We start from the raw sequence: 24,856 nt of genomic DNA, 5'->3' as shown, positions 1-24,856 counted from the left end.
AATGTCGCAAGACCTGTCAGAAACGCCCCAGCGTCCCGCCGAACATCCCAGCACCGCCACGCCGGTGCCTGTCTCGACCGTTGCCGCCGTCGTCGTGGCAGCGGGCCAGGGACTGCGCGCCGGGCAGCCGCTCCCCAAGCAATTCGCACCCTGGCGCGGCAAACCGGTGATCCGTCATTCGGTGGAAGCCCTCGCCAGCGCCGGCGTGAAACCGATTCTCGTGGTGATACCGCAAGGCGCGGAAACCCTGGCGGCGGAAACGCTCTCGGGGATCGAGGGCATACTGTTCACCAACGGCGGCGAAACACGCCAGGAGTCAGTGCGATTGGGGCTCGAAGTCCTCGTGGGCGGCGATCCCGATTTCGTCCTCATACATGACGCCGCAAGGCCACTGCTTCCCGCCGCCGTGATCGGCCGGCTGCTGGCTGCCCTGGACGATCACGAGGGCGCCATTCCGGTGCTGCCGGTGGCCGACAGCCTCGCCCATGCCGAAACGTCCGGAGACGGCGAAGTCATGGGCGCACCGGCGCGGCGGGAAGACTTGCGCCGGGTCCAGACTCCGCAGGCCTTTCGTTTCGACCGAATTCTCGGTGCGCACCGCGCCTGGGACGGCCCTACAAACGCCGGAGACGATGCCCAGGTCGCCCAGGCTTCCGGCATGGAAATCGCGCTCGTCGAAGGAGACGAAGCCTTGCACAAGCTGACTTATTCCTCGGACTTCGCCGCAGCCGCCCCGCCTATCCGCGTGGGCACGGGTTATGACGTTCACCGCCTGGAGGAAGGCGAGGAACTCTGGCTCTGCGGCGTGAAGATCGCTCATACCCATGGCCTGTCCGGTCATTCCGACGCCGATGTGGCCATCCATGCCCTGGTCGACGCCATGCTCGGCGCCGTGGGCAAAGGCGACATCGGCCAGCACTTCCCGCCCAGCGATCCACAGTGGAAAGGCGCGGCTTCGGACCGCTTCCTTGCCCACGCCGGAAAGCTCATCGCCGAAGCCGGTTATGCGCTGGGCAATGCCGACGTCACGATCATCTGCGAGGCCCCGAAGATAGGCCCTCACCGCGAAGCCATGCGCGCGCGGCTCGCGGAAATTCTCGTCGTTCACCCCGGGTTGATCAGCGTGAAGGCAACAACCACCGAAAAGCTGGGTTTCACGGGTAGGGCAGAAGGAATCGCCTGCCAGGCCGTCGTCAGCCTGGTACGGATTTAAGGAGCCGACGATGTCCACTCTTCGCAAGACCTGCACGCTCGCCTTGCTCACCGCGCTGGCGATCGCGCCCGGTGTGGCCAGCGCCCAGCAGTCGTGCCTCACCAAGGCCGAGGCGCGCTCGCTGTTCGGCTACGCCCTGCCCCAGGTCATTTCCGGCACCAGCAAGCGCTGCGCCCAGGTGCTTCCGAGCGATTCCTTCCTGCGCAGCCACGGCGCCGAACTCGTCACCCGTTACGCGGCGCAGAAGGCCCGCTACTGGCCGGAAGCCAAGGCGGCCTTCCTCAAGCTGGGCGAAGGCAAGGACGCGCAAGTCGGCCAGTTCGCGCGCAATCTGCCCGACGAATCGCTGCGGCCGCTTGTCGACATCACGGTGGAAGGCCTTGTTTCCCAGGAACTTCCGCTGAAATCCTGTGACAAGGTCGACCTTGCGCTGGACCTGCTTTCCCCTCTCCCGCCCGAGAATACCGCCAGCCTGATCGCCCTGCTGATCGAAGTCACTTCCAAGGCCGATGAAGTCGCGCCCGGGAAGGCGAAGCTCGGCGGCTTCACTCTCTGCAAGGACTGACATGTCTCGCAACATCCTATTCCCGCAGGATCTTTACGACCTGGCGGAGCGCGTCATTGCCGAAAACAAGGCGATCGGACGCAAGGTGTCCGTGGCCGAGAGCTGCACCGGAGGCCTCGTTTGCGCCGCCCTGACCGAAGTGGCCGGCTCTTCGGCCGTGCTCGATCGCGGCTTCGTGACATATTCGAACGAATCGAAACAGGAGATGCTGGGGGTTCCCTCGGACATCATCGATACGCTCGGCGCCGTATCTCCGGCGACGGCATGGGCGATGGCGCAAGGCGCCATCACGCATAGCCATGCCGATGTGGCCGTGGCGATCAGCGGCATTGCCGGTCCGGATGGCGGCAGCGAACTCAAGCCGGTCGGCACCGTGGTCTTCGCCCGCGCCCATCGCGGCGAAGAGGAAGTTCATGCCGAGCAGAAGCTGATCGAAGGCGCCAACCGCGCGGAAATCCGCCATCACGCGGCGGTAGTCGCGCTGGAATTGCTGCTGCCGGGTACCGAACTGCCGGCTTACGCGGACTGAGCCAGGAACATCGTCCCGGACTGGATCCGGGACGGCGTTTTCAAGTCAGACCGGCTCGCCGTATAGCTCGTGCGCACGGGTTTCGAAGGCGGCCACCATCTTGCGGAAGGCCTTGTCGAAATACTGGCCTGCCAGCTTTTCGAACAGGGCGTTGCGGAAGCTGAAACGCACGTCGAATTCGATGTCGCAGCTATGCGAATCCACCGGATGGAAGATCCAGTGGTTGTGAAGGTCCTTCATCGGACCGTCGACGTAATGGACCTTGATCTCGCGCGGATGGACTTTCTCGACGCGCGAGGTGAACTTCTCGCGCAGGGCCTTGAAGCCGACGAGCATGTCCGCGACCATTTCCGTGCCATCGTCGGACTTCACCCGGGTGGCGACCACCCAGGGAAGGAACTCCTGATAGCGGCCGACATCGGCCACAAGGTCGAACATCTGCTCTGCGCTATAGGGAAGGCGCTGCGTCTCGTGAATTCCGGGCACTGCTACGTCTTCCGGCTCAGCGCGGCGTCTTTGCCAGCGCGGCCTTGGCAAGCTGCGCCTCGCGGGTAGCACGCATCTCGGCGAAGTCCTTGCCGGCATGGTAGCTCGATCGCGTCAGCGGCGAGGACGCCACTTGCAGGAAGCCCTTCGCACGGGCGATGGCGCCATAGGCGTCGAAGGCCTTGGGCGTGACGAATTCCTTCACTTCGGCATGCTTCGGCGTCGGGCGCAGGTACTGGCCCATCGTCAGGAAGTCGATATCGGCGCAGCGCATGTCGTCCATGACCTGGTGCACTTCCAGACGTTCCTCACCCAGGCCGAGCATGACGCCGGACTTGGTGAAGATCTTCGGATCGTGGGCCTTCACTTCCTCCAGCAGGCGCAGCGAAGCGTAGTAGCGCGCGCCGGGACGGATCGTCGGATAGAGCCGGGGCACCGTTTCGAGGTTGTGGTTGTAGACGTCGGGACCGGCGGCGACGATCGCCTCGATCGCGCGGCGCATCTTGCCGCGGAAGTCCGGGGTCAGGATCTCGATCGTGGTGGAAGGCGTTGCCGCGCGCAGCGCTTGGATCACCTTGACGAACTGGTTCGCGCCGCCGTCCGGCAGGTCGTCGCGGTCAACCGAGGTGATGACGATGTGTTCGAGGCCCGTCTTCAGCGCCAGCTCGGCGACATGCTCGGGCTCGGAAGGATCGACGCGGCCGGGCATGCCGGTCTTCACGTTGCAGAAGGCACAGGCGCGCGTGCAGGTGTCGCCCAGAATCATCACCGTGGCGTGCTTCTTGGTCCAGCATTCGCCAATGTTCGGGCAGGCCGCTTCCTCGCAGACCGTATTGAGCTTGAGATCCCGCATCAACTGGCGCGTCTCGCCATATCCCTTGCTGGTAGGCGCTTTCACGCGGATCCAGTCGGGCTTGCGTTGACGTTCGGGCTTCTGCTCTGGGCTTGGCACGGAGGAAAGATCGTTCATGCCGTCCAGATAGTCGCAAGCTTGCCAGCTTGCCAGTGCGAATATCCGCTCTATGGATTGCGTGCGTTTCAATGGAGGCATCCCATGACCGATTCCAGCGCCCCGAACGACCAACAACGCGTCCTCGATACCCTGCTAGAAGGGTACCACCGCTTTCGCAGTAGCGGGTGGAGCCCCAATCGCGAGCGATGGGCACGCCTGAGCGAAGGGCAACAGCCCGAAGTCATGATCGTCGCCTGCTCGGACAGCCGCGTCGATCCCTCGCAGATCTTCGACGTCGATCCCGGCGAGATCTTCGTCGTCCGCAATGTCGCCGCGCTCGTTCCGCCCTTCGAGACCACGCCCGGTCACCACGGCGTTTCTGCCGCGCTGGAATTCGCGGTACAGGTCCTGAAGGTGAAGGAAATCGTGGTCATGGGCCACGGCATGTGCGGCGGCTGCAAGGCGGCGCTGACTCAGGAACTTCACGGCACCGAGCCCGGCCAGGGCGGCTTCATCGCCGACTGGATCTCGATGCTGGACGAGGCGCGCGGCCCGGTCGCAGCCGAATTCGGCACCAGCGGCCGTCCCGCGGAGCGTCAGATGGAGCAGGCGGCCGTCCGGGTCAGCCTCGAAAACCTGATGACCTTCCCTTGCGTCCGCCACAAGGTGAAGGCCGGCGAACTCAAGCTGCGCGGCGCTTTCTTCGCGATTTCGGACGGAGAGCTGCACATGATGGACGACGCGAGCGGAGACTTCGCGCCGGTCACGTAAAACGCGAAATCGCAAAGCCAAAAGGAAAGGGCGACGGGTTTCCCCGCCGCCCTTTCCTTTTTTGTGCCTGAGGCAGCGGCTTACGAAGCCGGCGTGCCCTTCGAAGCGGCGTAGGCCGACCACAGCTTGGCCACCGGGCCGCGCGTGCCGCTGACCTTGGCCAGGGTAGCCTGCGCATCGGCCGCCTTGCCCTGCATGGCCTGCGCCATGCCAAGGCGCAGATTGGCCTTGTTGGCATCGACGCCGGACTTGCCCAGGGCCGCCTTGTAGAGCGTCTCGGCCTTCGCGTATTCGTCATAGCTGAGGAACACGTCGGCAGCGCCCGTCACCTGGGCTGCGGTTGCGCCCGGCTTCATGGCGTCACGCTCGGTGGCAGGCAGCGAGGCCTTGTCCGCAGCGACGCGGCCAGCGCTGTTGGCGCGGTCCTGGCCGACTTCGGCCTGGGTCAGCAGGCTCTTGGCCAGACCCTGATCCATGATCTTGACGGCTTCACCCGGGAAGGCGCGCGGATCGACGTTCTGGAGATATTCCAGATAGTCGCGTTTGTCCTTCATCGCGCCGGTGACGTTCATCAGGCGCATGAGATCGAGGTTCTCGGCGTTCTGGAGCGAGGCCAGCTGGCGCACGATCGAAATCGCGATGTTCCACGAAGCCGGGCTCGGGTAATACTGCGCCAGCATCGCCGCATATTCGGTCGACGGCGCAAGCTGCTTGGCATCGTAGGAAGCCTGAAGCGCGCTGCGGATCGAGGTTTCGCTCGGCTTGGTGCCGTTCGCCTTGGCCGCTTCCAGCTCCTTCTGGACCATCGCCAGCGCCGCCTGCGGGTTGTTCGAACGCTTGTAGGAGTCCGCCAGCAGCGGCTGGATCATGTTCTGCGTATCGCGGTAGCCGCCGTCGAACGACTGCTGCAGATAGCGTGCAGCCACATCGTACTGACCGCTCTGATAAGCGGTGACGCCGGCCAGATACTGGACCTGACCCAGCGATTCAGGGCTGGTCTGGCCGCTGTCGAGCATCATGACGAGGCCCTTGTTCTGCATCGCCGGGTCGTTCATCAGAACGCCGACATTGCGGGTCATTTCGCCCTGCTTCAGCTTGTCGAACGGCTGCGTGGCCTGTGCCTCGGCCGTCTGGAGCTGGGCCAGAACGCCGCCCATGGCCGCGTCGACTTCGGCGCGGGCCGCAGCCTTTTCAGCATCGGTCTTGGCGGCCTGAGCCTTTTGCGAGGCGGCCGTCACCGCGGCATTCGCCTTGGAATCCGCGATCGCCTTGTCGACCGGCGCGGCAACCGCCGCATATTCCTTGGAGAAAGTAGCCTTGGCGGGCGCCTTCTCCTTCTCCTTGGCGGCAACCGTTGTCGGTGCTGCCGCGACGGCCATTCCGCCGGTCATGGCTACGGCCAGGGCAATACGGGAAATCAGGAACTTGCGAGCCATTCAGGCCAACTCCTCATCAAGACAAATCGAAGACACGCCGGACGGCGAAATCTCCTGAAATCGGTGGTGCCGGTGTGGCGGCGAATTGACCGCTTGGCAACCTAGAGGCGCAATTAGAACGCCGCCACTTAACGCTGTTTGAATGCAATTCGCCGCAGCCTCGGGGGTTCCCGCCGGGCGTCGGTCCGGGCTCTCCACTCCCTTCGGCCCATAAGTGTGGAAAAAAGCACGGAGGATGGAACGCCCCCTCCTGTTCATGTGGCTTTCGCCCAGCGCATGCCCTAGGGCGATCCATCACCCTTTGTCCCGCAGCAACGAACGATCCAGCGCGTGAGCGACGACACCGACATCAACGGCCCCGAACACCTCGGTCCCGAAGGCGAATATACCCGCATCGACATCGTCGATGAGATGAAGACGAGCTATCTCGATTACGCGATGAGCGTGATCGTGAGCCGCGCCCTGCCCGACGTGCGCGACGGCCTTAAGCCGGTTCACCGCCGTATTCTCTATGCCTGCCAGGAAGCGGGCTACGTTGCCGGTCGTCCCTACCGCAAGTCCAGTCGTATCGTCGGCGACGTCATGGGTAAGTATCACCCCCATGGCGACAGCGCGATCTACGATGCACTGGCCCGTCTGACGCAGCCGTGGTCGATGCGCCTGCCGCTGATCGACGGCCAGGGCAACTTCGGCTCGATGGACCCGGATCCGCCGGCCGCCATGCGTTACACCGAAGCGCGCCTGGACAAAGTGGCGAACGAGCTGCTGGCCGACATCGACAAGAACACCGTCGATTTCGCCGACAACTATGACGGCTCCGAAAGCGAGCCGACCGTGCTTCCGGCGCGCTTCCCGAACCTCCTCGTCAATGGCGCCGGCGGTATCGCCGTCGGCATGGCCACGAACATTCCGCCGCATAATCTGGGCGAAGTGATCGACGGCTGCCTGGCGATGATCGAAAATCCGGCGATCACGGTCGAGGACCTGATCCAGATCATCCCGGCGCCCGACTTCCCCACCGGCCCGCTGATCCTTGGCCAGGGCGGCGCGCGCAACGCCTATCTGACGGGCCGCGGCTCGATCATCATGCGCTGCCGCCACGAGATCGAGGAAGGCCGCGGCGACCGCCGTTCGATCGTCCTCACCTCGATCCCCTACCAGGTCGGCAAGTCGAACCTCGTCGAGAAGATCGCCGAAGCCGCCAAGGAAAAGCGGATCGAGGGCATCTCGGACATCCGCGACGAATCCAACCGCGAAGGCGTGCGCGTCGTCGTCGACCTGAAGCGCGATGCCACCCCGGAGGTCGTGCTCAACCAGATCTGGCGCAATACCCCGGCCCAGTCGAACTTCGCCGCCAACATGCTGGCGATCCACGGCGGCCGCCCCGAAGTCTTCAACCTTCGCGGCTTCCTCCAGGCCTTCATCCAGTTCCGCGAAGAAGTCATCACCCGCCGCACCAAGTTCGAACTGAACAAGGCGCGCGACCGGGCGCATATCTTGCTCGGCCTGGTCGTCGCGGTGTCCAACCTCGACGAAGTCGTGGTCATGATCCGCAGCGCCCCGAACCCGGCAACGGCACGCGCGCGCCTGATGGCCAAGGAATGGCCGATCGGGGACATTGCGCCGTATATCCGTCTGGTCGAGGCTATCGAGCCGAATGCCGAGCAGGACGGCGGATCGTATCGCCTTTCCGAAGTTCAGGTGAAGGCGATTCTCGATCTGCGTCTGCACCGCCTGACGGCGCTGGGCCGCGACGAGATCGGCGATGAGCTGAAGGAACTGGCCGCTGCGATCGAGGAATATCTCTCGATCCTGGCCGACCGGGTCAAGCTCTACGCCGTCATGCGCGAAGAGCTGGTCGCCGTGCGCGAGCTTTACGCCACTCCGCGCGTATCCCAGATCACCGGTGCCGCCGACGGCATCGAGGATGAGGACCTGATCGAGCGCGAGGAAATGGTCGTAACCGTCACCATGGACGGTTACATCAAGCGTACCCCGCTCTCGACCTTCCGCGCCCAGGCGCGCGGCGGCAAGGGCCGCGCCGGCATGGCAACGAAGGACGAGGACGTCGTGACCACGATGTTCGTCACGTCCACGCACAACCCGGTGCTGTTCTTCTCCACCGCCGGCAAGGTCTATCGCCTCAAGGTCTACAAGCTGCCGGAAGGCGGCCCGACCACGCGCGGCCGCCCCATCGTCAACCTCCTGCCCTCGCTGGACAAGGACGAGACGATCCAGACCGTGCTCCCCCTGCCGGAGGACGAGAAGGAGTGGAGCAAGCTCTCGGTGGTCTTCGCGACCGCCAAGGGCAACGTGCGCCGCAACGCCATGGACTCTTTCGCGAACATCCCGTCGAACGGCAAGTTCGCGATGAAGTTCGACGACGACAGCGACGATCGCCTGATCGGCGTGGCCCTTCTCAACCATTCGGACGACGTCCTGCTGGCGAGCCGCCAGGGCAAGGCCATCCGCTTCGCCGGCGACCTGGTCCGCGAATTCGCGAGCCGCACCTCCACCGGCGTCAAGGCCATGACGCTGAAGGAAGGCGACGAAGTCATCTCGCTGTCGATCCTGCACCGCGTCGGCGTGCAGGACCAGGACGAGCGCGAGGCCTATCTCCGCTTCGCGCCCTGGAAGGGCGAGCGCGACGGTGAGAGCACGCTCGACGGCGAACGCCTGGCCTATCTGGTCGAGAAGGAGCAGTTCATCCTGACCGTCTGCGCCAACGGTTACGGCAAGATGTCTTCGGCCTACGAGTATCGCCGCACCGGCCGCGGCGGCCAGGGCATCACCAATATCGACAATATCGAGCGCAACGGCCCGGTCGTCGCCAGCTTCCCGGCTAGCCGCGCCGACCAGCTCATGCTCGTCACTGACCAGGCCAAGTTGATCCGCCTGCCGCTCGAATCGCTGCGAGTGATTGGCCGCGGTTCGGCAGGCGTGCGCCTGTTCAACGTGTCGAACAACGAGCACGTCGTCAGCGCCGTGCGCCTTGACGAACCGGCCGAGGAAGACATCGTCGAAGGCGCTGTCGATGCGGCCATCGAGGGTGATGCACCCGTCACGGGCCATGCGCCTGAAACCGGTTCGCCGGAAGGCGACCTGCCCGATACCGACACGCCGGACACGGAAGCGTGACGGCGACGGTCGCTTACAAGATCCTGACCGGAGAGCAGCTCGATCGGCTGCTCTCCGACGGCACCTTCACCGGCGCCCCGATCGATCTTGCCGACGGCTATATCCACATGTCCACGGCCGAACAGGCGCAAGAGACGCTGGAGAAGCACTTCGCCGGACAGTCCGGCCTCGGCATCGCCGCTGTTGATCTCACCGTCTTGGGCGATGCGGTGAAGTGGGAAGTTTCGCGCGGCGGCGCGCTGTTCCCGCACATCTACGCCGACCTGCCGCTTTCCGCCGTGATCGCTCATGGTCCCGCCGAACGGGATGCCACCGGCAAGCTGATCCTTCCGGGCGACTGAGCTTTCGGCACTGCTGAACCAGCGGGGCTGCACCGGCACGCCGGTTGATTGCCATACCCTGTCCTTGCGCCCTTCCCTGATGCCGCGCAAAGGTCTAGGCGCTGGCGCCATGACACAAGACGTCCACATCATCGGCGGCGGCCTCGCCGGAAGCGAAGCCGCCTGGCAGCTCGGGCGCCGCGGTTTTCGCGTGCGCCTTTCCGAAATGCGCGGCACCGGCGAGCGCAGCCCGGCCCACCAGGGCGACGGCCTTGCCGAACTGGTCTGCTCCAACTCCTTCCGCTCGGACGACGACGAAAAGAACGCGGTCGGCCTGCTGCACCACGAAATGCGCCGCTGCGATTCGCTGATCATGTCGGCAGCGGCCAAGGCGCAAGTTCCCGCCGGCACCGCGCTCGCAGTGGACCGTGACTTGTTCTCGGCCGAAGTGGAGGCGCGTCTTGCGGCGCTGCCCAATGTCGAGATCGTCCGGGAGCGCGTCGATACCCTGCCCGATACCGGCACGACCATCGTCGCCACTGGCCCGTTGACGGCCGAATCGCTCGCAGGCAGCATCGGCCGCGCGACCGGTGCCGACAGTCTCGCGTTTTTCGACGCCATCGCCCCCATCGTCTACCGCGAAAGCATCGACATGGACGTGTGCTGGATGGCCTCGCGCTGGGACAAGGGTGAGACCAAGGACTACATCAACTGCCCGATGGACAAGGACCAGTACCTGGCTTTCCACCGGGGGCTGGTCGAAGGCGAAAAGACCGCTTTCAAGGAATGGGAAGCGGACACGCCCTATTTCGACGGCTGCATGCCGATCGAGGTCATGGCCGAACGCGGCGTGGAGACGCTGCGCTTCGGGCCGATGAAGCCGGTCGGTCTCGACAATCCGCACTGGGCGACGCCGGAGCACCCCAACGGCCGCTGGCCCTATGCCGTCGTCCAGCTTCGCCAGGACAACAAGCTGGGTACGATCTGGAACATGGTCGGCTTCCAGACCAAGCTCAAGCACGCCGAGCAGGTGCGCCTGTTCCGCACCATTCCCGGCCTCGAAAACGCAGAGTTCGCGCGTCTGGGCGGCCTGCACCGCAACACTTTCATCAATTCGCCGATCCTTCTTGACCGCCAGCTTCGGCTCAAGACCGCGCCGCATGTCCGCTTTGCCGGGCAGATCACCGGTTGCGAGGGCTATGTCGAAAGTGCGGCCGTTGGCCTGATGGCTGGCCTCATGACGGCGACGCAGCTCGCCGGTGGCGAGTGGCAGGCCCCGCCGCGCACCACCGCGCTGGGTGCATTGCTCTCGCACATCACCGGCGACGCCGAAGCGGAAAGTTATCAGCCGATGAACGTCAATTTCGGGCTGTTCCCGCCGCTTCACGACGTGAAGAAGAAGCAGCGCAAGGAAGCCTATACCGAGCGCGCGAAGGTGGAAATCGCCCCCTGGCTGGACGCGCTGACCCCCGCCTGATCCTCGCGGGTCCAGCCTACTCGTCGCGGATCCCTCTCTACGGCGTCATTTCGGCTTGCAGCTGCACTTCGGCCCGGGCTTCGCCTTGGCCGGAGGCGGCGCCGTCTTGCGGAATTCCTCCGGTGTCAGCGCCTGATCCTGATTCGCATCGGCGCCATCGAACTTGGTGACCGTCGCCACGGCCCATTCCTCGAACGTCAGCAAGTTGTTGCCGTCCTGGTCGAGCTTGCGAAACCCGTCCACCCGTGTCGACAGCATCTCGTTGCGGGTGATCCTGCCGTCGCGGTTCCGGTCGTAACGGCCGAAACGGCGCTGTTCGCGCGTTTGCTCCGTCGCCTCGGGCAATTCCGGCCCGTCGATTTCGGACAAGTCCGCGCTCGGCATTTCCTGCGGAGCGATCGAACTGACAGGCGCCTGCGGCAATGGCGCGCCTCTTTCCACGGCGGCACGGCCCTGCCACCAGAACAGCCCCACCGACACCATGACCAGCGCCGCCAAAGCACCCAGAACAAAAAGGTTCATCTTGGCCCCCTTGCGAGGCGGCCACTTAGCCGCGGCACCCGGGCCGCGCGAAATTACATAATCTTCACCGGCACCTGAGGCAGACCGGTCTGCGGTCCTAGAACCCCAACAAGCCCAGGCGCATGGCCTTGACGACCGCGCCCGGCGATGTCTCGCTGCCCGTGGCCAGACGATGCTGCGCCAGTCCCTGCAGGACCAGCAGCGGACGCAGGCTGCGCGATAGGCGCGGCGATCCGGGCGAGGTGTCGCGCGCGAGGGTCTGCGCCACGACGCTTTCTTCGGGATTGCGCAAGTGCGATGCCAGATCGGCGAGCGCCCAGCGCCGTCCGATCCTACCGGCCGCCTCGGCCTCTTCGGGCCGCCCGAGCGCTTCGGCCAGCGCCGCGAACGCCGCGCCGCGCCCTTCGGCCATGGCTTGCAGCGATTCCGGCGGCAGGGGCGCCGGGCCGGTCAGCGCCTCCCAGCCATCGACAAGGGCTGCAAGCGGTTTATGCGCGCCGTTCCAGCTCCTCAAGGCATTGAGCAGCGGTTCGCCCTCCGGCCACTCGGAAGCGTCGCGGCCCAGGGTCTCCCGCCACCATGCCAGACGAATGAGCGCCAGCATCGGCTCGCGCGAATGGCGCAGCAGGCCGGCCAGTCGCTGGTCGAGCGCGAACAGCGCGAGTGTCGGCAAGCGTGAGGACGCCGTCGCGTAGGACAGCGCAAGCCGCGCGCTTTGCGTGATGGTGGGAAGAAGAAGGTCTTCGGGACCCTGGCTGGCGGAAGCCGGTGAGGCGGAATTGTCAGGCACGGAGCCTCTCTAGTCGGCCAGTCGGCAGGTGCAAGTCCCGCTTCGTGCAGAGCCTGCATGCCTGCGCGCGTGCTGCGCGCATTTCTTGTAAAGAGGTTCGCCCAGGAACCGATCCAGGAAAAAGGCGGCGGAGTTTCCTCCGCCGCCTCATCTTTGTCAGCGGTAGCAGACCTTGCGGACCGCCTCGACGATACGCGGCGTGTCGATCAACGCCGCCTTCTCGAGGTTGGCCGCATAAGGCAGCGGAACGTCTTCGTTGCAGACGCGGACCACCGGGGCATCCAGGTCGTCGAAGCCTTCTTCCATGCAGATCGCGGAGATTTCCGAAGCGATCGAGCAGACCGGGAAGCCTTCTTCGGCCACGACGATACGGTTCGTCTTGGCGAGACTTTCCAGCACGGTTTCCTTGTCCAGCGGACGCAGCGTGCGCAAGTCGATGACTTCCGCATCGATGCCTTCGCCGGCAAGCTGCTCGGCAGCTTCGAGCGCGAGCCCGACGCCGATCGAGTAGGACACGATCGTCACGTCCTTGCCTTCGCGCATGATGCGGGCCTTGCCGATCGGCAGGACATGCTCGTCAAGCTCGGGAAGCTCGAAAGTGCGGCCGTAGATCAGCTCGTTTTCGAGGAACACCACCGGATCGTCGCTGCGGATCGCTGCCTTGAGCAGACCCTTGGCGTCGTAGGCGTCATAAGGCGCGATCACGACGAGACCCGGCACGTTGGCGTACCACGGACCGTAGTTCTGCGAGTGCTGCGCGCCGACGCGGGCCGCGGCGCCGTTCGGGCCACGGAACACGATCGGGCAGCGCATCTGGCCACCGGACATGTAGTTGGTCTTGGCGGCGGAGTTGATGATGTGGTCGATCGCCTGCATGGCGAAGTTGAACGTCATGAACTCGATGACCGGACGCAGGCCGCCCATGGCCGCGCCCGTACCGATGCCGGCGAAACCATATTCGGTGATCGGGGTGTCGATCACGCGCTGCGGACCGAATTCCTCGAGCAGGCCCTGGGTCACCTTGTAGGCACCCTGGTATTCGGCCACTTCCTCGCCCATCACGAAGACGCGCGGATCGCGGCGCATTTCCTCGGCCATCGCGTCGCGGAGCGCTTCGCGAACGGTCGAGGTCTTCATGTTGGTGCCGTGGGGGATCTCGGGATCCCGCTTGGCCGGTGCACGGGCCGGCGCTTCGGCCTTGGCCGCGCCGGTTTCGGCAGCCGGAGCGGCTTCGGCGGCGGGAGCCGCTTCTGCCTGCGGAGCCGAAGCCTGGACGCTCGATGCGTCTTCGCCTTCACCGGCCAGCACGGCGATGACCGTGCCGACCTTCACGCCCTCGGTGCCTTCGGCCACGAGGATCTTGCCAACGGTACCTTCGTCGACGGCTTCGAATTCCATCGTCGCCTTGTCGGTCTCGATTTCGGCGAGGATGTCACCCGATTTGACTTCGTCGCCTTCCTTCACCAGCCAGCGGGCGAGCTTGCCCTCTTCCATCGTCGGAGAGAGCGCCGGCATCTTCAGTTCGATCGCCATCAGTAGCGCTCCACCAGGACGTCAGTATAGAGTTCAGAGAGTTCGGGCTCGGGAGAATTCTCCGCGAAGTCCGCCGACTCGGCGACTTGCGCGCGGACGCGCTTGTCGATTTCCTTGAGCGCGGCTTCGTCCACGCCAAGCGCGGCGAGATCCTGCTTCACATGCTCGATCGGATCGCGCTTCTCGCGAACGTCCTGCACTTCCTCGCGGCTACGATACTTGGCAGGGTCGGACATCGAGTGGCCGCGATAGCGGTAGGTGTTCAGCTCCATGAGCACCGGACCATTGCCGGCACGCACGTATTCGAGCGCCACTTCCGCAGCCTTGCGAACTTCGAGAACATCCATGCCGTCCACCTGCATGCCCGGAATCCGGAACGCGGTGCCGCGGCGGTGGAAATGCGTCTCGGCCGAGCCGCGCTTCACGGCGGTGCCCATGGCATAGCCGTTGTTCTCGATCACGAAGATGATCGGCAGTTTCCAGAGAGCCGCCATGTTGAAGCTCTCGTAGACCTGGCCCTGGTTGGCCGCGCCGTCGCCGAAGTAGGCCATCGCGACGCCGCCGTCTTCGCGGTACTTGTGCGCGAAGGCGAGACCTGCACCCAGCGAAACCTGGGCGCCGACGATGCCGTGTCCGCCGTAGAACTTATGCTCCACGCTGAACATGTGCATCGAGCCGCCCTTGCCGCGGGAAATGCCCGCAGCACGGCCGGTCAGTTCGGCCATGATCACCTTCGGGTCGATACCGTAGGCAAGCATGTGGCCATGATCGCGATAGCCGGTGATGACCGAGTCGCGGTTGGAATCTAGCGCGGACTGAAGGCCCACGGCTACGGCTTCCTGGCCGATATAAAGGTGACAGAAACCGCCGATGAGGCCCAGGCCGTAAAGCTGGCCTGCGCGTTCCTCGAAGCGGCGGATGAGTACCATCTGCTCGTAGAGGTTGAGAAGCTCTTCCTTGTTCGGCGTGTAGCGCCGATCGGCCGCGAGTGCCTCCTGGAGGCTGTGCAGCGCGAAGTCTTCGTCCTGTGCCGATACTACGGCTGGCTCGGCGCCGGACCCGGCGTCAGTCTTGGCTTTGGGCAACGGGGCTCCCCATCGTTGGTGCGATTGATTTCGGGCCGCTTATAGGACCCCCTGCGGAAATCGAAAGCGCGATGAAGGAAATTTGCCGTAAGTGGCACAAAAATTATGGCCATCCGCAACAGAACGGCCACAATTGGACGATTCCGTCAGCTTTCCATCACCGCGAACCGGGGCTGGCCCGGCGCGGAACGGAATCACTTGTTGATGAGCATGACCATTTCGTCGGGCCGGGCGACGTTCAGATTGCTGCGCAGCAACTCACCGGCAAGATCGGGGTCGACATGGTTCTGGTCGAGCAGGCCCACGCGGTTCTTGAGGTGATCGCGCGTGAGGCGCAGATCGGCCAGTTTGGCGTTGCGCTCTTCCAGCAGATGCTGATTCTCTGTCCAGGCGATCAGGCCGCTGGGACCCGCGATCACGAAAGCACCCATCAGCAGGAGCAGCGCAAGCGCAATGCCCTGGACCAGGCGTTCCTTGGCAAGGCTGGCGTCCTGACGCATGATGGGAGAGCTGGACCTCATGAAAAGCGATAGAATCATAAGTGATTCCGCGTTGCAAGTTAAATTGATAACCGATTCGCCCGGTTTTCGAACAGGCCGCTTCATCGCCGGCTGTCGCAATACTGGGCATATTGGTGTTGATAACTCTGGGACAGGCTTTCGGCGCGTTCACGTGTGAACACAGCCCCCTCGAAAACGCGCTTCGAACGCGAGCTAATAGCGCGAGTTCGGAAGATGTTTCCAACCGCGCTCAAAATCCTCTAGGCGCTGCCCCATGCTGACGATCCGCGACATTACCGTCCGCCTTGGCGGGCGCACCATCCTCGACCAGGCCGCTGCCACCATCCCCAAGGATGGTAAGGTGGGCCTCATCGGCCGCAACGGCGCGGGCAAGTCCACGCTGGTAAAGGCCATCATCGGCGAACTGGAGCCCGATGGCGGCGCCGTGGAGATGCCGCGCCGGGCACGCCTCGGCTACATCGCCCAGGAAGCCCCTGCCGGTAACCGGACCGCGCTTCAGGCCGTGCTCGACGCCGATGTCGAGCGTACCGACCTGCTGGCCGAAGCCGAAACCTGCGCCGACCCGAACCGCCTTGGCGACCTGCACGACCGCCTGATCGCGATCGACGCCTATACCGCCGAAGCCCGCGCCGCGCGCATCCTGGTCGGCCTCGGCTTCGACGAGGAAATGCAGGGACGCCCGCTCGACAGCTTCTCGGGCGGCTGGAAGATGCGCGTCGCCCTTGCCGGCCTGCTGTTCTCGCAGCCCGACGTGCTGCTGCTCGACGAACCTTCCAACCACCTCGACCTCGAAGCCACGCTCTGGCTGGAGAATTTCCTCCAGACTTATCCCCGCACCCTGATCGTCATCAGCCACGAACGCGACCTGCTCAACAACGTGGTCGATCACATCCTGCACCTGCAGCAGGGCAAGCTGACGCTCTATCCGGGCACCTACGACAGCTTCGAGCGCATTCGCGCCGAGCGGGCCGCACAGGCCGCCGCCGCCCGCGCCAACCAGGACGCCCAGCGCAAGAAGCTGGCCGATTACGTCGCGCGCAATTCCGCCCGCGCCTCCACGGCGAAGCAGGCGCAGTCCCGCGCCAAGATGCTGGCGCGCATGCAGCCGATCGCGGCCATGGCCGAGGATTCGTCGCTCAGCTTCGACTTCCCCAGCCCGGACGAGCTGCGCCCGCCGCTGGTGACGCTCGATCTCGCATCGGTAGGCTACGAGGCGGACAAGCCGATCCTGCGCCGTCTGAACTTGCGCATCGATCCCGAGGACCGCATCGCCCTGCTCGGCCGCAACGGCAACGGCAAGACCACGCTGGCGCGCCTGCTCGCCCGCCAGCTGGAGCCGATGGAAGGCTCGCTCAGTTTCTCGCCCAAGATCCGCATCGGCTATTTCACGCAGTATCAGGTGGAAGAGCTGCCCTCCGGCTCGACACCGCTCGAACTGATGACCCGCGCCATGGTGGACAAGCCGCCGGTAGCGGTGCGCGGCCAGCTTGGCCGGTTCGGCTTCTCGGGCAACCGCGCGACGGCGGAGATCGCCACGCTGTCGGGCGGCGAGCGCGCCCGCCTCGCGCTGGCGCTGGTCACCCGCGAGGCGCCGCATATGCTCATCCTCGACGAACCGACGAACCACCTCGACGTCGACGCGCGCGAGGCGCTGGTCCAGGCGCTGAACGCCTTCGAAGGCGCGGTCATCCTGGTCAGCCACGACCGTCACATGGTCGAACTCGCGGCGGACCGGCTGGTGCTGGTCGACCAGGGCACGGCGGAGAACTACGACGGGTCGATGGAGGACTACATCGACTTCGTGCTGGGCCGTAACCAGCCCAAGTCGAATGGCGGCGACGGCAAGCCCGCCCGCAAGTCGGGGGCCATCGCCCGCGAGGAACTGAAGGCCCTGCGCAAGAAGGTCTCCGAGACCGAAACCCGCATGAAGCGCATCCAGCAGCAGCTCGAAGCGCTTGACTCCGCCTTGGCCGATCCGTCCTCGATCAAGGGCGACCTGGCCAAGTTCAACATCGGCGAACTCGGCAAGCGCCGCACCCAGGCGGCAGAGGATCTGGAAGTGGCGGAGGCCGGATGGTTCGAAGCCAGCGAGGCCATGGACGAATACATGGGCGGCAACGCGTGAGCGTCGCTTTCCGGCGCGACGGCGACGAGGAGCACCTGGAGCCGAAGTTCGAGGTGCCGATCCCGCCCGGCCCCAATCTCGTGACGCGTGAGGGCATGGACCTGATCCATGCCCGGATCGCCGGGCTTGAGGCGCAGATCCCGACGCTGGCGGAGGAATCCGCCCTCAACACCGCGAAACGCGATCTGCGCTACTGGAAGAAGCGGCTGTCGACGGCGGCAGTCCAGCCTGCGCCCAGCGGAGAAAAGGCGATGTTCGGCCACCGCGTGCGCTTCGCGCTGAACGGCAAGCCGCGCGAGGTCCGCATCGTCGGGCATGACGAAGCCGAGCCCGCCAAGGGCGACCTCGCTTTCACGGCGCCGCTCGCCCGCGCCCTGCTGGGCGCCGAGGCGGGAGAATTCGTCGACTTCAACGGACGGGAAGAAGCGATCGAGATTCTCGAACTCATCGCCTGACCCGCTTATCGCGCCCGGCGGCGCGGGACCGGCAGGACAGCGCCGGCACGAACCACCGAACCTGAAACGAAACACGGGGCCTTTGCGGGCCCCGTGTTCGTTGTTCAGCAGGCTGAAGGCGTCCTCAGTAGGACTTCTTCGGCTTCTTGTGGAACGGCTTGCCGCCGCCGCCCGGGCCACCGCGATCGTTGCGCGGGCCGCCGGTCGGACGGGGCTTGTGACGGGGACCGTCGAAACCGCCGCGTCCTTCGTCACGCGCATAGGGCTTGCGGGCGCGGCCCTGCGGACCTTCGCGGCGACGGTCGCGCGCGACGTCGCGCGGCGTGTCCGTGGCCACTTCGATCCGAATGGTGTTCTCCACGTCGCCGCTCTCGTCATGCGAGGTGCGTTCGACCGAACGGATGAACTGGTCGGCCATCGCCTTCGGGATCTGGAAGTGGGTCTGGTCCGCGCCAATGCGGATCTGGCCGACGGCGTTGCGGGTAACGTGACCACGGCGGCAGAGCAGCGGCAGGATCCAGCGCGGATCGGCATTCTGCTGACGGCCCACGTCCATGGTGAACCACACCACGTCGTCGAAGCCCGGACGCTGACGCGCCTCGCGCGCTTCGGGGCTGTTGCCGATGAGTTCCTCGGGCTGCGGCATGGCGGCGCGGTGCGCGCGAACCAGTGCGGCGGCCAGATCCTCGGCGCTCACCTTTTCCAGGACTTCGCGGGCGATCTCGCGATCTTCCTCGTCAGCCTCGACCGGGGCGAGCAGCTTTTCCATCAGACGGCCGCGATCGGAAGCGCGGATGACTTCGGGGGTCGGCGCGGCAATCCACTCCGCCTCGATGCGCGCACCGCGCAGCATGCCTTCAAGGCGGCGGCGGCGCGGGAACGGCACGACGATGACCGCGGTGCCCTTCTTGCCCGCACGGCCGGTACGGCCCGAACGGTGCTGGAGCGTTTCGGCGTCGCGCGGAATCTCGACGTGGATCACCAGCGTCAGCGAGGGCAGATCGATGCCGCGCGCGGCAACGTCGGTGGCGACGCAGACGCGGGCACGCTTGTCGCGCAGGGCTTGAAGCGCATTGTTGCGCTCGTTCTGCGAGTGCTCGCCCGAAAGCGCCACGGCCGAGAAGCCGCGCTCGGTGAGGGTCGAGTGCAGGTGCTTCACGTTGTCGCGCGTGGCGCAGAACAGGATCGCGGTTTCGGCATCGTGAAGGCGCAGCAGGTTGACCACCACGTTCTCGACGTCGGCCGGGGCAACGGTGACGGCCTGATAGGCGATGTCGCCATGGCCGCGGTTCTCCGTCACGGTGGAGATGCGCAGCGCGTCGGTCTGGTAACGGCGGGCCAGGGCTTCGATCGGACGCGGCATGGTGGCCGAGAACAGCAGCGTGCGGCGGCTGGCCGGCGCGGCGTCGAGCAGTTCCTCCAGGTCTTCGCGGAAGCCCATGTCGAGCATCTCGTCCGCTTCGTCGAGCACGACGACGCGCAGGGCCGAGAGGTCGAGCTTGCCGCGTTCCAGGTGATCGCGCAGACGGCCCGGGGTGCCGACGACGATGGTGGCGCCGCGTTCGAGCTGCTTGCGTTCGCGCACGGGGTCCATGCCGCCGACGCACGTAACGATGCGGGCGCCGGTCGAGGCATAGAGCCACTCAAGCTCGCGGCTGACCTGCTGGGCCAGTTCGCGCGTCGGCGCGATGGCGAGCGCCAGCGGGGCCTCCGCATAAGGAATCGAGCCGTCCGCCAGCAGTTCGTCGCTCATGGCGATGCCGAAGGCGACGGTCTTGCCCGAGCCGGTCTGCGCCGACACCACCAGGTCGCGCCCACGCGCCTCGGCTTCGGCGACGGCGGCCTGGACCGGGGTCAGGTTCTCGTAGCCATGCGCGGTAAGCGCGTCGGCAAGAGGCTGGGGGAGCTGGGAAAATGTCATGCGTTTTGAATCTGTCCTGTGCCGCCGGCGCGGTCTGTATGAGTGAGCCTGGTGTGGAGTGTGCGACCCAACGGGCCCTGGTTGAGGCGCTCCATAGACAAAAAAGTCGGGTTTGGCGCGCACCAATTTCACAAAAGGCAACAATGGCCTTGCGCTAGCGCAGAATAATCGATCGCAGCCCCCCGGAAAACCCCCGAGCGTCACGGGATTTTCACGGAGCGGGTCTAGGCGCCGCGCGGGGTGAACGGAGCCGCTGATGACCGAAAATACCCGCCAGAAGCGCCTCCTGGCCTCGATTCATGATGTCGGGCCGGCATCGGAACGGGCCGTCGTCCAGCTTGCCGACTTGTTCCAGCGCCGCCTGGGCGGACCCAGCTTCGCGATGCTGGTGGTGCCCAACCACTGGGGCCGCCACCCGCTGTCGGAAGACCGGGCCTTTCAACGGAGGCTGCGCGGCTGGGCGGAAGCCGGGATCGAGATGTTCGTCCACGGCTGGTATCACAAGGACGAGGCGCGCCATCGCGGTGCCGCGCAGTTCAAGGCCCGCCACATGACCGCCGGGGAAGGCGAGTTCCTCGGCCTCGACGAAGCCACGGCGCTCTCCCGCATGCTCGACGGCAAGGCGCTTATCGAGGACGTGATCGGCCGCCCGACGGCGGGCTTCATCGCCCCGGCCTGGCTCTATGGCGAGGGCGCCCGGGCCGCGCTGCGCCAGGCGGGCCTGCCCATCGTCGAGGATCACTGGCGGGTTTGGGCCGCGGGCGACGGCAACGTGCTGGCGCGCGGTCCCGTGGTAACCTGGGCCAGCCGATCGGTGGCACGCACGGCCTCGTCCCTGGCCTTTGCCGCCCTCGCGCGGACCGCCTTGCCGCTGACGCGAACCGTGCGGATCGCCGCCCATCCCGGAGACGTCACCAAGCCCGCACTCCTGGCCAGCATCGACGCCACGCTGCGGCGCTTCACGGCTACGCATACTCCCTCAAGGTACCGGGATTTAGGCAGATTCATGGCACCGCAGTGACGCTTTCAAAGCAGTTTCACGTCTCGCCCATGACCATGCTTCCCCGCGTCACAAACCCGACATCTGGTCCCCATAGGAGCCTCCCCGCAAGGATAAGTTCGGCGGGGTCACCGCCGGTTGCTGCCCAAAGGCACACACGCCAGGCATCAAGGTCGCTTAGGGATTCGCATGAAGGACGCGCTCAGGATTGTCGTGCCCATCCACAGCCTCGATCCCGGCGGAGTCGAGCGCGTGGCCCTGGGGCTCGCAGCGCAGTGGCAGCAGGCCGGGCACGCGGTGACGATCGTCCTCGGACGCTCCGGCTGTAGCCACCTCGCAAGCGCACCGGCCCTCGATTACTGGCAGATCCCCTCGCGGGTTCCTACGGCCTCCTGGGAAACGCCCTGGATGGTCCACTGCCTTTACAGCTACCTGATCGCGCACCGCGCAGACGTCGTCTTCCTACCGGGCAATACATATGCCGTGGTCGGCGCGGCGATGAAGCTGCTGCTGGGCGATCACGCGCCGCCCATGACGCTCAAGGTCAGCAATGCGCTGTATCGTCCCGACATGCCTGCTTTCGTGCGGCGAGGCTACGGGATCTGGCTGCGCGCCCAGGGCCGCCTGTTCGATCGCCTGGTCGGACTGTCGGAACCGATGGCGCGGGAAATTCGCGAGACGACGGGCGCCGAGGCCGCGCGGGTCGATGTCATCGCCAATCCCATCCTGACCCGCGCCCGCCTGCGCGCGCTGGCGCGCAGCGAAAGGCGTCCCGGTTCGGTCTGGGGCACGCGCTACCTGACGGCGGGCCGCCTCGTGCCGCAGAAGAACCACGCCATGCTGCTGCGCGCCTTCGCCCATGCCGCGCGGCCTTCGGACAGCCTGACGATCGCCGGCGAAGGCCCCGAGCGCGGCGCCATCGAGCGGCTCGCCGCGGAACTGGGCATTGCCGACCGGGTGCGCCTGGCCGGTCACCTTGCCAGCATCGACCCGCTAATGGCGGAGGCCGACGCCTTCGTTCTCAGTTCCGATTACGAAGGGCTTCCCGGCGTCATCGTCGAGGCGCTTGCCGCCGGACTGCCGGTGCTGTCGACCGACTGCTGCGTCAGCATGGATTGCCTGGTCGAAGGCGGCCGCACCGGCTTGCTGGTGCCGCGCGGCGACGAACAGGCCTTTGCCGATGGCCTCGCCCGCATCCGCGACTTTGCAGGAGACCCCCAGCGGGCCCGCGACATCGCCGCGCGATACGAAGTCGAGGAGGCGGCGCGCCGCTATCTCGACATGATGGCGCAAGTGCGCCGCGAACGCGAAAACCAGCGGCGACACCGGCTGGGGCTGAGTGCCTGGGCGACGCACTCACCCTGGCAGCGGTCGCTTTGACCCAGAACCCTTCGCGGAGAACTTCGTGACAGAAACCGCAGCCGTCCTGGCGCCCGATACGCCCGCCATCCAGCTCACCCCGCAGGATCGCAACCCGCGCCTCGGGCGCAATGCCCTGTTCTCGATCGCCCTGTCCCTTGCCGTGATCGCGGCGGTATTCCACGAGATGGGCGGGCTCGACATGCGCCGCCTCCTGGCCATGGTGCCCGAAAGCCCGATGTTCTGGGCCGTCTTCGCGGCGAGCTACCTTGTGACGCCTGCCAGCGAGTGGCTGATCTTCCGCCGGCTCTGGGGCATTCCCGGCGCCGGGATGCTCGCGCTGCTGCGCAAGAAGGTCTACAACGAGCTGCTGCTGGGCTATCTCGGCGAAGCCTATTTCTACACCTGGGCGCGGCGCCGGGTATCGCTGGACGCGGCGCCCTTCGGCGCGGTGAAGGACGTGGCGATCCTCTCGGCCATGGCCGGAAACGGCGTGACGATCGCCTTGCTGGCCGTGATGGTGCCGATCGTGGGCACCACCCGCCTCGGTCTCGATGCCAGTATGGTCACCCTCTCGCTGGGCGTGCTGGTGGTGGTCTCCGCCATCGCTATGGTCTTCCGCCGGCGGGTGTTCACCCTGCCCCGCGCCGAACTGACCATGATCACCCAGATCCACCTCGGCCGCATCGCCCTGACCACCCTGTTCAACGCCATGCTCTGGCATCTCGTCCTGCCCGAGGTGCAACTGTCCTGGTGGCTGTTCCTGGCAACGCTGCGCCTGCTGGTATCGCGCCTGCCGCTGATCCCGAACAAGGACCTGCTCTTCGCCGGGGTCGCCGTCCTCGCTCTCGGCCGCGAGCAGGACATCGGCGCGCTGATGACGCTGATGGCCGGACTGATCCTGGCCGCGCACCTGCTGCTGGGCGGCATGCTGGCGATCAAGGACCTGACAGCGCCGGAGCAGCCGGCATGAGCCCGCTGGCGATCACCCCTCTCCTCGCTGCCGCGCTGGTTCCTTCCACGCCAGACCTCGGCAAGGCCGAAGGTCTCTGCCGCGCGAACGAGAGCGGCCCGGCCTTCGTCGTCGAGCCGGTGGGCCTCAAGGATCGCACGGGCAAGCTGAAGCTGGAGGTCTATCCCGCGAACGAGAAGGACTTCCTGGCCGACGATAACCTGCTGGTAAGCGCGGGCAAGGTCTTCCGCCGGGTGGAGGTACCCCTGCCTGCCAGCGGCACGCCGAGCCTCTGCATCCGCCTGCCCGGCCCCGGCACTTATGCCGTCAGCCTGCTTCACGACCGCGACAACGACCGCAAGTTCAACTGGAAGATCGACGGCATCGGTTTCGCCGGAAATCCGAAGCTGGGCTGGGGCAAACCAAGCGTCCGCAAGGCGAGCGCCACGGCGGGAAGCGGGCTCACCGCGCTCCGCATCGTCCTCAATTATCGCAGCGGGCTGGGAGTCGCCCCGCTCAGGCAAGGAACCTGACGGCATGAAGATCGTCGATGTCTGCGCTTTCTATTCGCCCCAGGGCGGCGGTGTACGCACCTATGTGGAGCAGAAACTGCGGATCGGCCCGGTGCTGGGCCACGAGATCGTCATCCTCGCCCCCGGCGACGAAGACGCCGTGATCGAACGCGGAGCCGGTGCCCGCATCGTGACCGTGAAAAGCCCGCGCTTCCCGCTCGACCGGAAATATGGCTACTTCGCCGAGGCCGAACGGCTCCACGCGGCGCTGGATGCACTGGCCCCGGATTTCGTCGAGGCGACCTCGCCCTGGCGGAGTGCCGGGCTGGTGGCGGACTGGCCGGGCGCGGCTCCGCGCAGCCTTGTCATGCATGCCGACCCGCTTTCCGCCTATGCCTACCGCTGGCTTGGCAACATCTTCTCGCGCCAGACGATCGACCGGCAGTTCTCCGTATTCTGGGAGCACTTGCGCCGCCACAGCCGCAAGTTCGACCATGTCGTCTGCGCCAACAGCGATCTTTCGCGCCGGCTCGACGAAGGCGGAGTCTCTCACACCGTCACCATCCCGATGGGCGTGGAAGCGGACTGCTTTTCGCCCGCTCATCGCGATCCGGCCTTACGCGCACACCTGCTGGCAGATTGCGGCCTGCCCGAAAGCGCCGCGCTGCTGCTGGCGGTGGGACGCCTGGCGCCGGAGAAGCGCTGGCCGCTGGTGATCGACGCGGTGAGCATGGCCAGCCAGCAGAGCCCCATCGGTCTCGTCATGCTGGGCGAAGGCCGCGAACAGCGCGCGATCCTGAGGCACATCGCCGGAAATCCCCATGTCCGCCTCTTCGCGCCGGAACGCAACCGGGCCGCCTTCGCGCGAATCATGGCGAGCGCGGATGCTCTGGTCCATGGCTGCGAGGCGGAGACGTTCTGCATGACGGCTGCCGAAGCGCGGGCCAGCGGCATCCCGGTCATCGTGCCCGATGCCGGCGGGGCGGCCGACCATGCAGCAGGCGGCGCCGGACGGACTTACGCGGCGGCCGATTGCAATGCGGCGGCGGCGGCGATCCTCGACGTGGTGCGTGCACGCCCTCGCCCCGCCGTGACGGCGCGGACCATGGAAGAGCACTTCCGCGAACTCTTCGCCGCTTACGCCCAGTGCCTCGTTCGGCAGCGCAGGGCTGCCTGAGAAGCCTGGCCTTCGCG

Annotated in this window: 23 protein-coding genes; 14 read left to right on the top strand and 9 right to left on the bottom strand. The window is 65.9% G+C overall.

The features are described from left to right. The first annotated feature begins 1 nt into the window (after nucleotide 1). From AB4Z00_RS07490 to AB4Z00_RS07480, 3 genes are read left to right on the top strand one after another with little or no spacing between them, the layout of a single operon-like run. A complete protein-coding gene (locus AB4Z00_RS07490; protein WP_442045520.1) occupies nucleotides 2-1,213 on the top strand; it encodes a bifunctional 2-C-methyl-D-erythritol 4-phosphate cytidylyltransferase/2-C-methyl-D-erythritol 2,4-cyclodiphosphate synthase in 1,212 nt (403 codons plus the stop codon). Between the two features lie 10 nt (nucleotides 1,214-1,223). After that, complete coding sequence (locus AB4Z00_RS07485) at nucleotides 1,224-1,778, top strand: hypothetical protein (RefSeq protein WP_442045519.1); 555 nt, start codon at nucleotides 1,224-1,226, stop codon at nucleotides 1,776-1,778. A 1-nt stretch (nucleotide 1,779) separates the two neighbouring features. Then, a complete protein-coding gene (locus tag AB4Z00_RS07480) occupies nucleotides 1,780-2,307 on the top strand; it encodes a CinA family protein (RefSeq protein ID WP_132262806.1) in 528 nt (175 codons plus the stop codon). A gap of 45 nt (nucleotides 2,308-2,352) precedes the next feature. On the opposite strand, the gene AB4Z00_RS07475 is transcribed toward AB4Z00_RS07480, so the two are convergent. Both AB4Z00_RS07475 and lipA read right to left on the bottom strand, forming a co-directional pair. Continuing rightward, a complete protein-coding gene (locus AB4Z00_RS07475; RefSeq protein ID WP_132262808.1) occupies nucleotides 2,353-2,793 on the bottom strand; it encodes a type II toxin-antitoxin system RatA family toxin in 441 nt (146 codons plus the stop codon). A 16-nt stretch (nucleotides 2,794-2,809) separates the two neighbouring features. Further along, nucleotides 2,810-3,763, bottom strand: a complete 954-nt coding sequence (gene lipA / locus AB4Z00_RS07470; protein WP_132262810.1) for a lipoyl synthase — start codon at nucleotides 3,761-3,763, stop codon at nucleotides 2,810-2,812. An 84-nt stretch (nucleotides 3,764-3,847) separates the two neighbouring features. On the opposite strand from lipA, the gene AB4Z00_RS07465 reads away from it, so the two are divergent. Beyond that, nucleotides 3,848-4,516 carry a carbonic anhydrase gene (locus tag AB4Z00_RS07465; protein WP_132262812.1) on the top strand — a complete coding sequence of 223 codons (669 nt, stop codon included), beginning with the start codon at nucleotides 3,848-3,850 and terminating at the stop codon, nucleotides 4,514-4,516. Nucleotides 4,517-4,596: 80 nt separating this feature from the next. Here the strand turns inward: AB4Z00_RS07465 and AB4Z00_RS07460 are convergent, their stop codons facing one another. Further along, nucleotides 4,597-5,952 (bottom strand): hypothetical protein, encoded by a 1,356-nt coding sequence (locus AB4Z00_RS07460; RefSeq protein ID WP_314465312.1) that lies wholly within the window; start codon nucleotides 5,950-5,952, stop codon nucleotides 4,597-4,599. A 330-nt stretch (nucleotides 5,953-6,282) separates the two neighbouring features. Between AB4Z00_RS07460 and gyrA the strand changes: the two genes are divergently transcribed. The 3 genes from gyrA (at nucleotide 6,283) to trmFO (ending at nucleotide 10,887) form a co-directional block, all read left to right on the top strand. Further along, entirely contained in the window at nucleotides 6,283-9,090 is a 2,808-nt protein-coding gene (gene gyrA / locus AB4Z00_RS07455) for a DNA gyrase subunit A (RefSeq protein WP_442045518.1), read from the top strand. Then, nucleotides 9,087-9,431: a DUF952 domain-containing protein gene (locus tag AB4Z00_RS07450; protein ID WP_442045517.1), complete on the top strand. Its 345-nt coding sequence runs from the start codon at nucleotides 9,087-9,089 to the stop codon at nucleotides 9,429-9,431. The genes gyrA and AB4Z00_RS07450 overlap by 4 nt, the downstream gene beginning before the upstream one ends. Nucleotides 9,432-9,540: 109 nt before the next feature. Continuing rightward, nucleotides 9,541-10,887 (top strand): methylenetetrahydrofolate--tRNA-(uracil(54)-C(5))-methyltransferase (FADH(2)-oxidizing) TrmFO, encoded by a 1,347-nt coding sequence (gene trmFO, locus AB4Z00_RS07445; RefSeq protein ID WP_442045516.1) that lies wholly within the window; start codon nucleotides 9,541-9,543, stop codon nucleotides 10,885-10,887. Nucleotides 10,888-10,932: 45 nt separating this feature from the next. On the opposite strand, the gene AB4Z00_RS07440 is transcribed toward trmFO, so the two are convergent. From AB4Z00_RS07440 to AB4Z00_RS07420, 5 genes are all read right to left on the bottom strand, one after another. Then, nucleotides 10,933-11,409, bottom strand: a complete 477-nt coding sequence (locus AB4Z00_RS07440) for a hypothetical protein (protein WP_442045515.1) — start codon at nucleotides 11,407-11,409, stop codon at nucleotides 10,933-10,935. Nucleotides 11,410-11,506: 97 nt separating this feature from the next. Continuing rightward, the gene (locus AB4Z00_RS07435) at nucleotides 11,507-12,199 is read right to left on the bottom strand and encodes a hypothetical protein (protein ID WP_442045514.1); all 693 of its coding nucleotides are present in this window, start codon (nucleotides 12,197-12,199) and stop codon (nucleotides 11,507-11,509) included. A 156-nt stretch (nucleotides 12,200-12,355) separates the two neighbouring features. Beyond that, nucleotides 12,356-13,732, bottom strand: coding sequence for a pyruvate dehydrogenase complex E1 component subunit beta (locus AB4Z00_RS07430; protein ID WP_314465322.1), 1,377 nt, complete (start codon nucleotides 13,730-13,732; stop codon nucleotides 12,356-12,358). Continuing rightward, nucleotides 13,732-14,817 carry a pyruvate dehydrogenase (acetyl-transferring) E1 component subunit alpha gene (gene pdhA / locus AB4Z00_RS07425; protein WP_132262828.1) on the bottom strand — a complete coding sequence of 362 codons (1,086 nt, stop codon included), beginning with the start codon at nucleotides 14,815-14,817 and terminating at the stop codon, nucleotides 13,732-13,734. The genes AB4Z00_RS07430 and pdhA overlap by 1 nt, the downstream gene beginning before the upstream one ends. Before the next feature lie 194 nt (nucleotides 14,818-15,011). Beyond that, entirely contained in the window at nucleotides 15,012-15,356 is a 345-nt protein-coding gene (locus tag AB4Z00_RS07420) for an FtsB family cell division protein (protein WP_442045513.1), read from the bottom strand. 235 nt (nucleotides 15,357-15,591) lie between these two features. On the opposite strand from AB4Z00_RS07420, the gene AB4Z00_RS07415 reads away from it, so the two are divergent. Further along, on the top strand, nucleotides 15,592-17,463 hold the full coding sequence (locus AB4Z00_RS07415) for an ATP-binding cassette domain-containing protein (RefSeq protein ID WP_314465325.1): 1,872 nt from the start codon (nucleotides 15,592-15,594) through the stop codon (nucleotides 17,461-17,463). Next, nucleotides 17,460-17,918 carry a GreA/GreB family elongation factor gene (locus tag AB4Z00_RS07410; RefSeq protein ID WP_442045512.1) on the top strand — a complete coding sequence of 153 codons (459 nt, stop codon included), beginning with the start codon at nucleotides 17,460-17,462 and terminating at the stop codon, nucleotides 17,916-17,918. Before AB4Z00_RS07415 ends, AB4Z00_RS07410 begins: the two co-directional genes overlap by 4 nt. A 124-nt stretch (nucleotides 17,919-18,042) precedes the next feature. Here AB4Z00_RS07410 and AB4Z00_RS07405 read toward each other — a convergent pair whose 3' ends face one another. Continuing rightward, nucleotides 18,043-19,839, bottom strand: coding sequence for a DEAD/DEAH box helicase (locus AB4Z00_RS07405; protein WP_442045511.1), 1,797 nt, complete (start codon nucleotides 19,837-19,839; stop codon nucleotides 18,043-18,045). A gap of 256 nt (nucleotides 19,840-20,095) precedes the next feature. Here AB4Z00_RS07405 and AB4Z00_RS07400 point away from each other — a divergent pair, with 256 nt between their 5' ends. The 5 genes from AB4Z00_RS07400 (at nucleotide 20,096) to AB4Z00_RS07380 (ending at nucleotide 24,839) form a co-directional block, all read left to right on the top strand. After that, on the top strand, nucleotides 20,096-20,860 hold the full coding sequence (locus AB4Z00_RS07400; protein WP_442045510.1) for a DUF2334 domain-containing protein: 765 nt from the start codon (nucleotides 20,096-20,098) through the stop codon (nucleotides 20,858-20,860). A gap of 168 nt (nucleotides 20,861-21,028) precedes the next feature. Then, entirely contained in the window at nucleotides 21,029-22,219 is a 1,191-nt protein-coding gene (locus tag AB4Z00_RS07395; protein ID WP_442045509.1) for a glycosyltransferase, read from the top strand. 25 nt (nucleotides 22,220-22,244) lie between these two features. After that, a complete protein-coding gene (locus tag AB4Z00_RS07390; protein WP_442045508.1) occupies nucleotides 22,245-23,171 on the top strand; it encodes a hypothetical protein in 927 nt (308 codons plus the stop codon). Beyond that, the gene (locus AB4Z00_RS07385) at nucleotides 23,168-23,683 is read left to right on the top strand and encodes a DUF2141 domain-containing protein (RefSeq protein ID WP_442045507.1); all 516 of its coding nucleotides are present in this window, start codon (nucleotides 23,168-23,170) and stop codon (nucleotides 23,681-23,683) included. The genes AB4Z00_RS07390 and AB4Z00_RS07385 overlap by 4 nt, the downstream gene beginning before the upstream one ends. A 4-nt stretch (nucleotides 23,684-23,687) precedes the next feature. Next, complete coding sequence (locus AB4Z00_RS07380) at nucleotides 23,688-24,839, top strand: glycosyltransferase (RefSeq protein ID WP_442045506.1); 1,152 nt, start codon at nucleotides 23,688-23,690, stop codon at nucleotides 24,837-24,839. Nucleotides 24,840-24,856 lie beyond the last annotated feature (17 nt).

This window comes from Novosphingobium sp. YAF33, from assembly GCF_052113265.1.
GTDB lineage: Bacteria > Pseudomonadota > Alphaproteobacteria > Sphingomonadales > Sphingomonadaceae > Novosphingobium.
The sequence above is the reverse complement of the archived record's forward strand: the minus strand, read 5'-3'. Positions and strand labels throughout refer to the sequence as shown.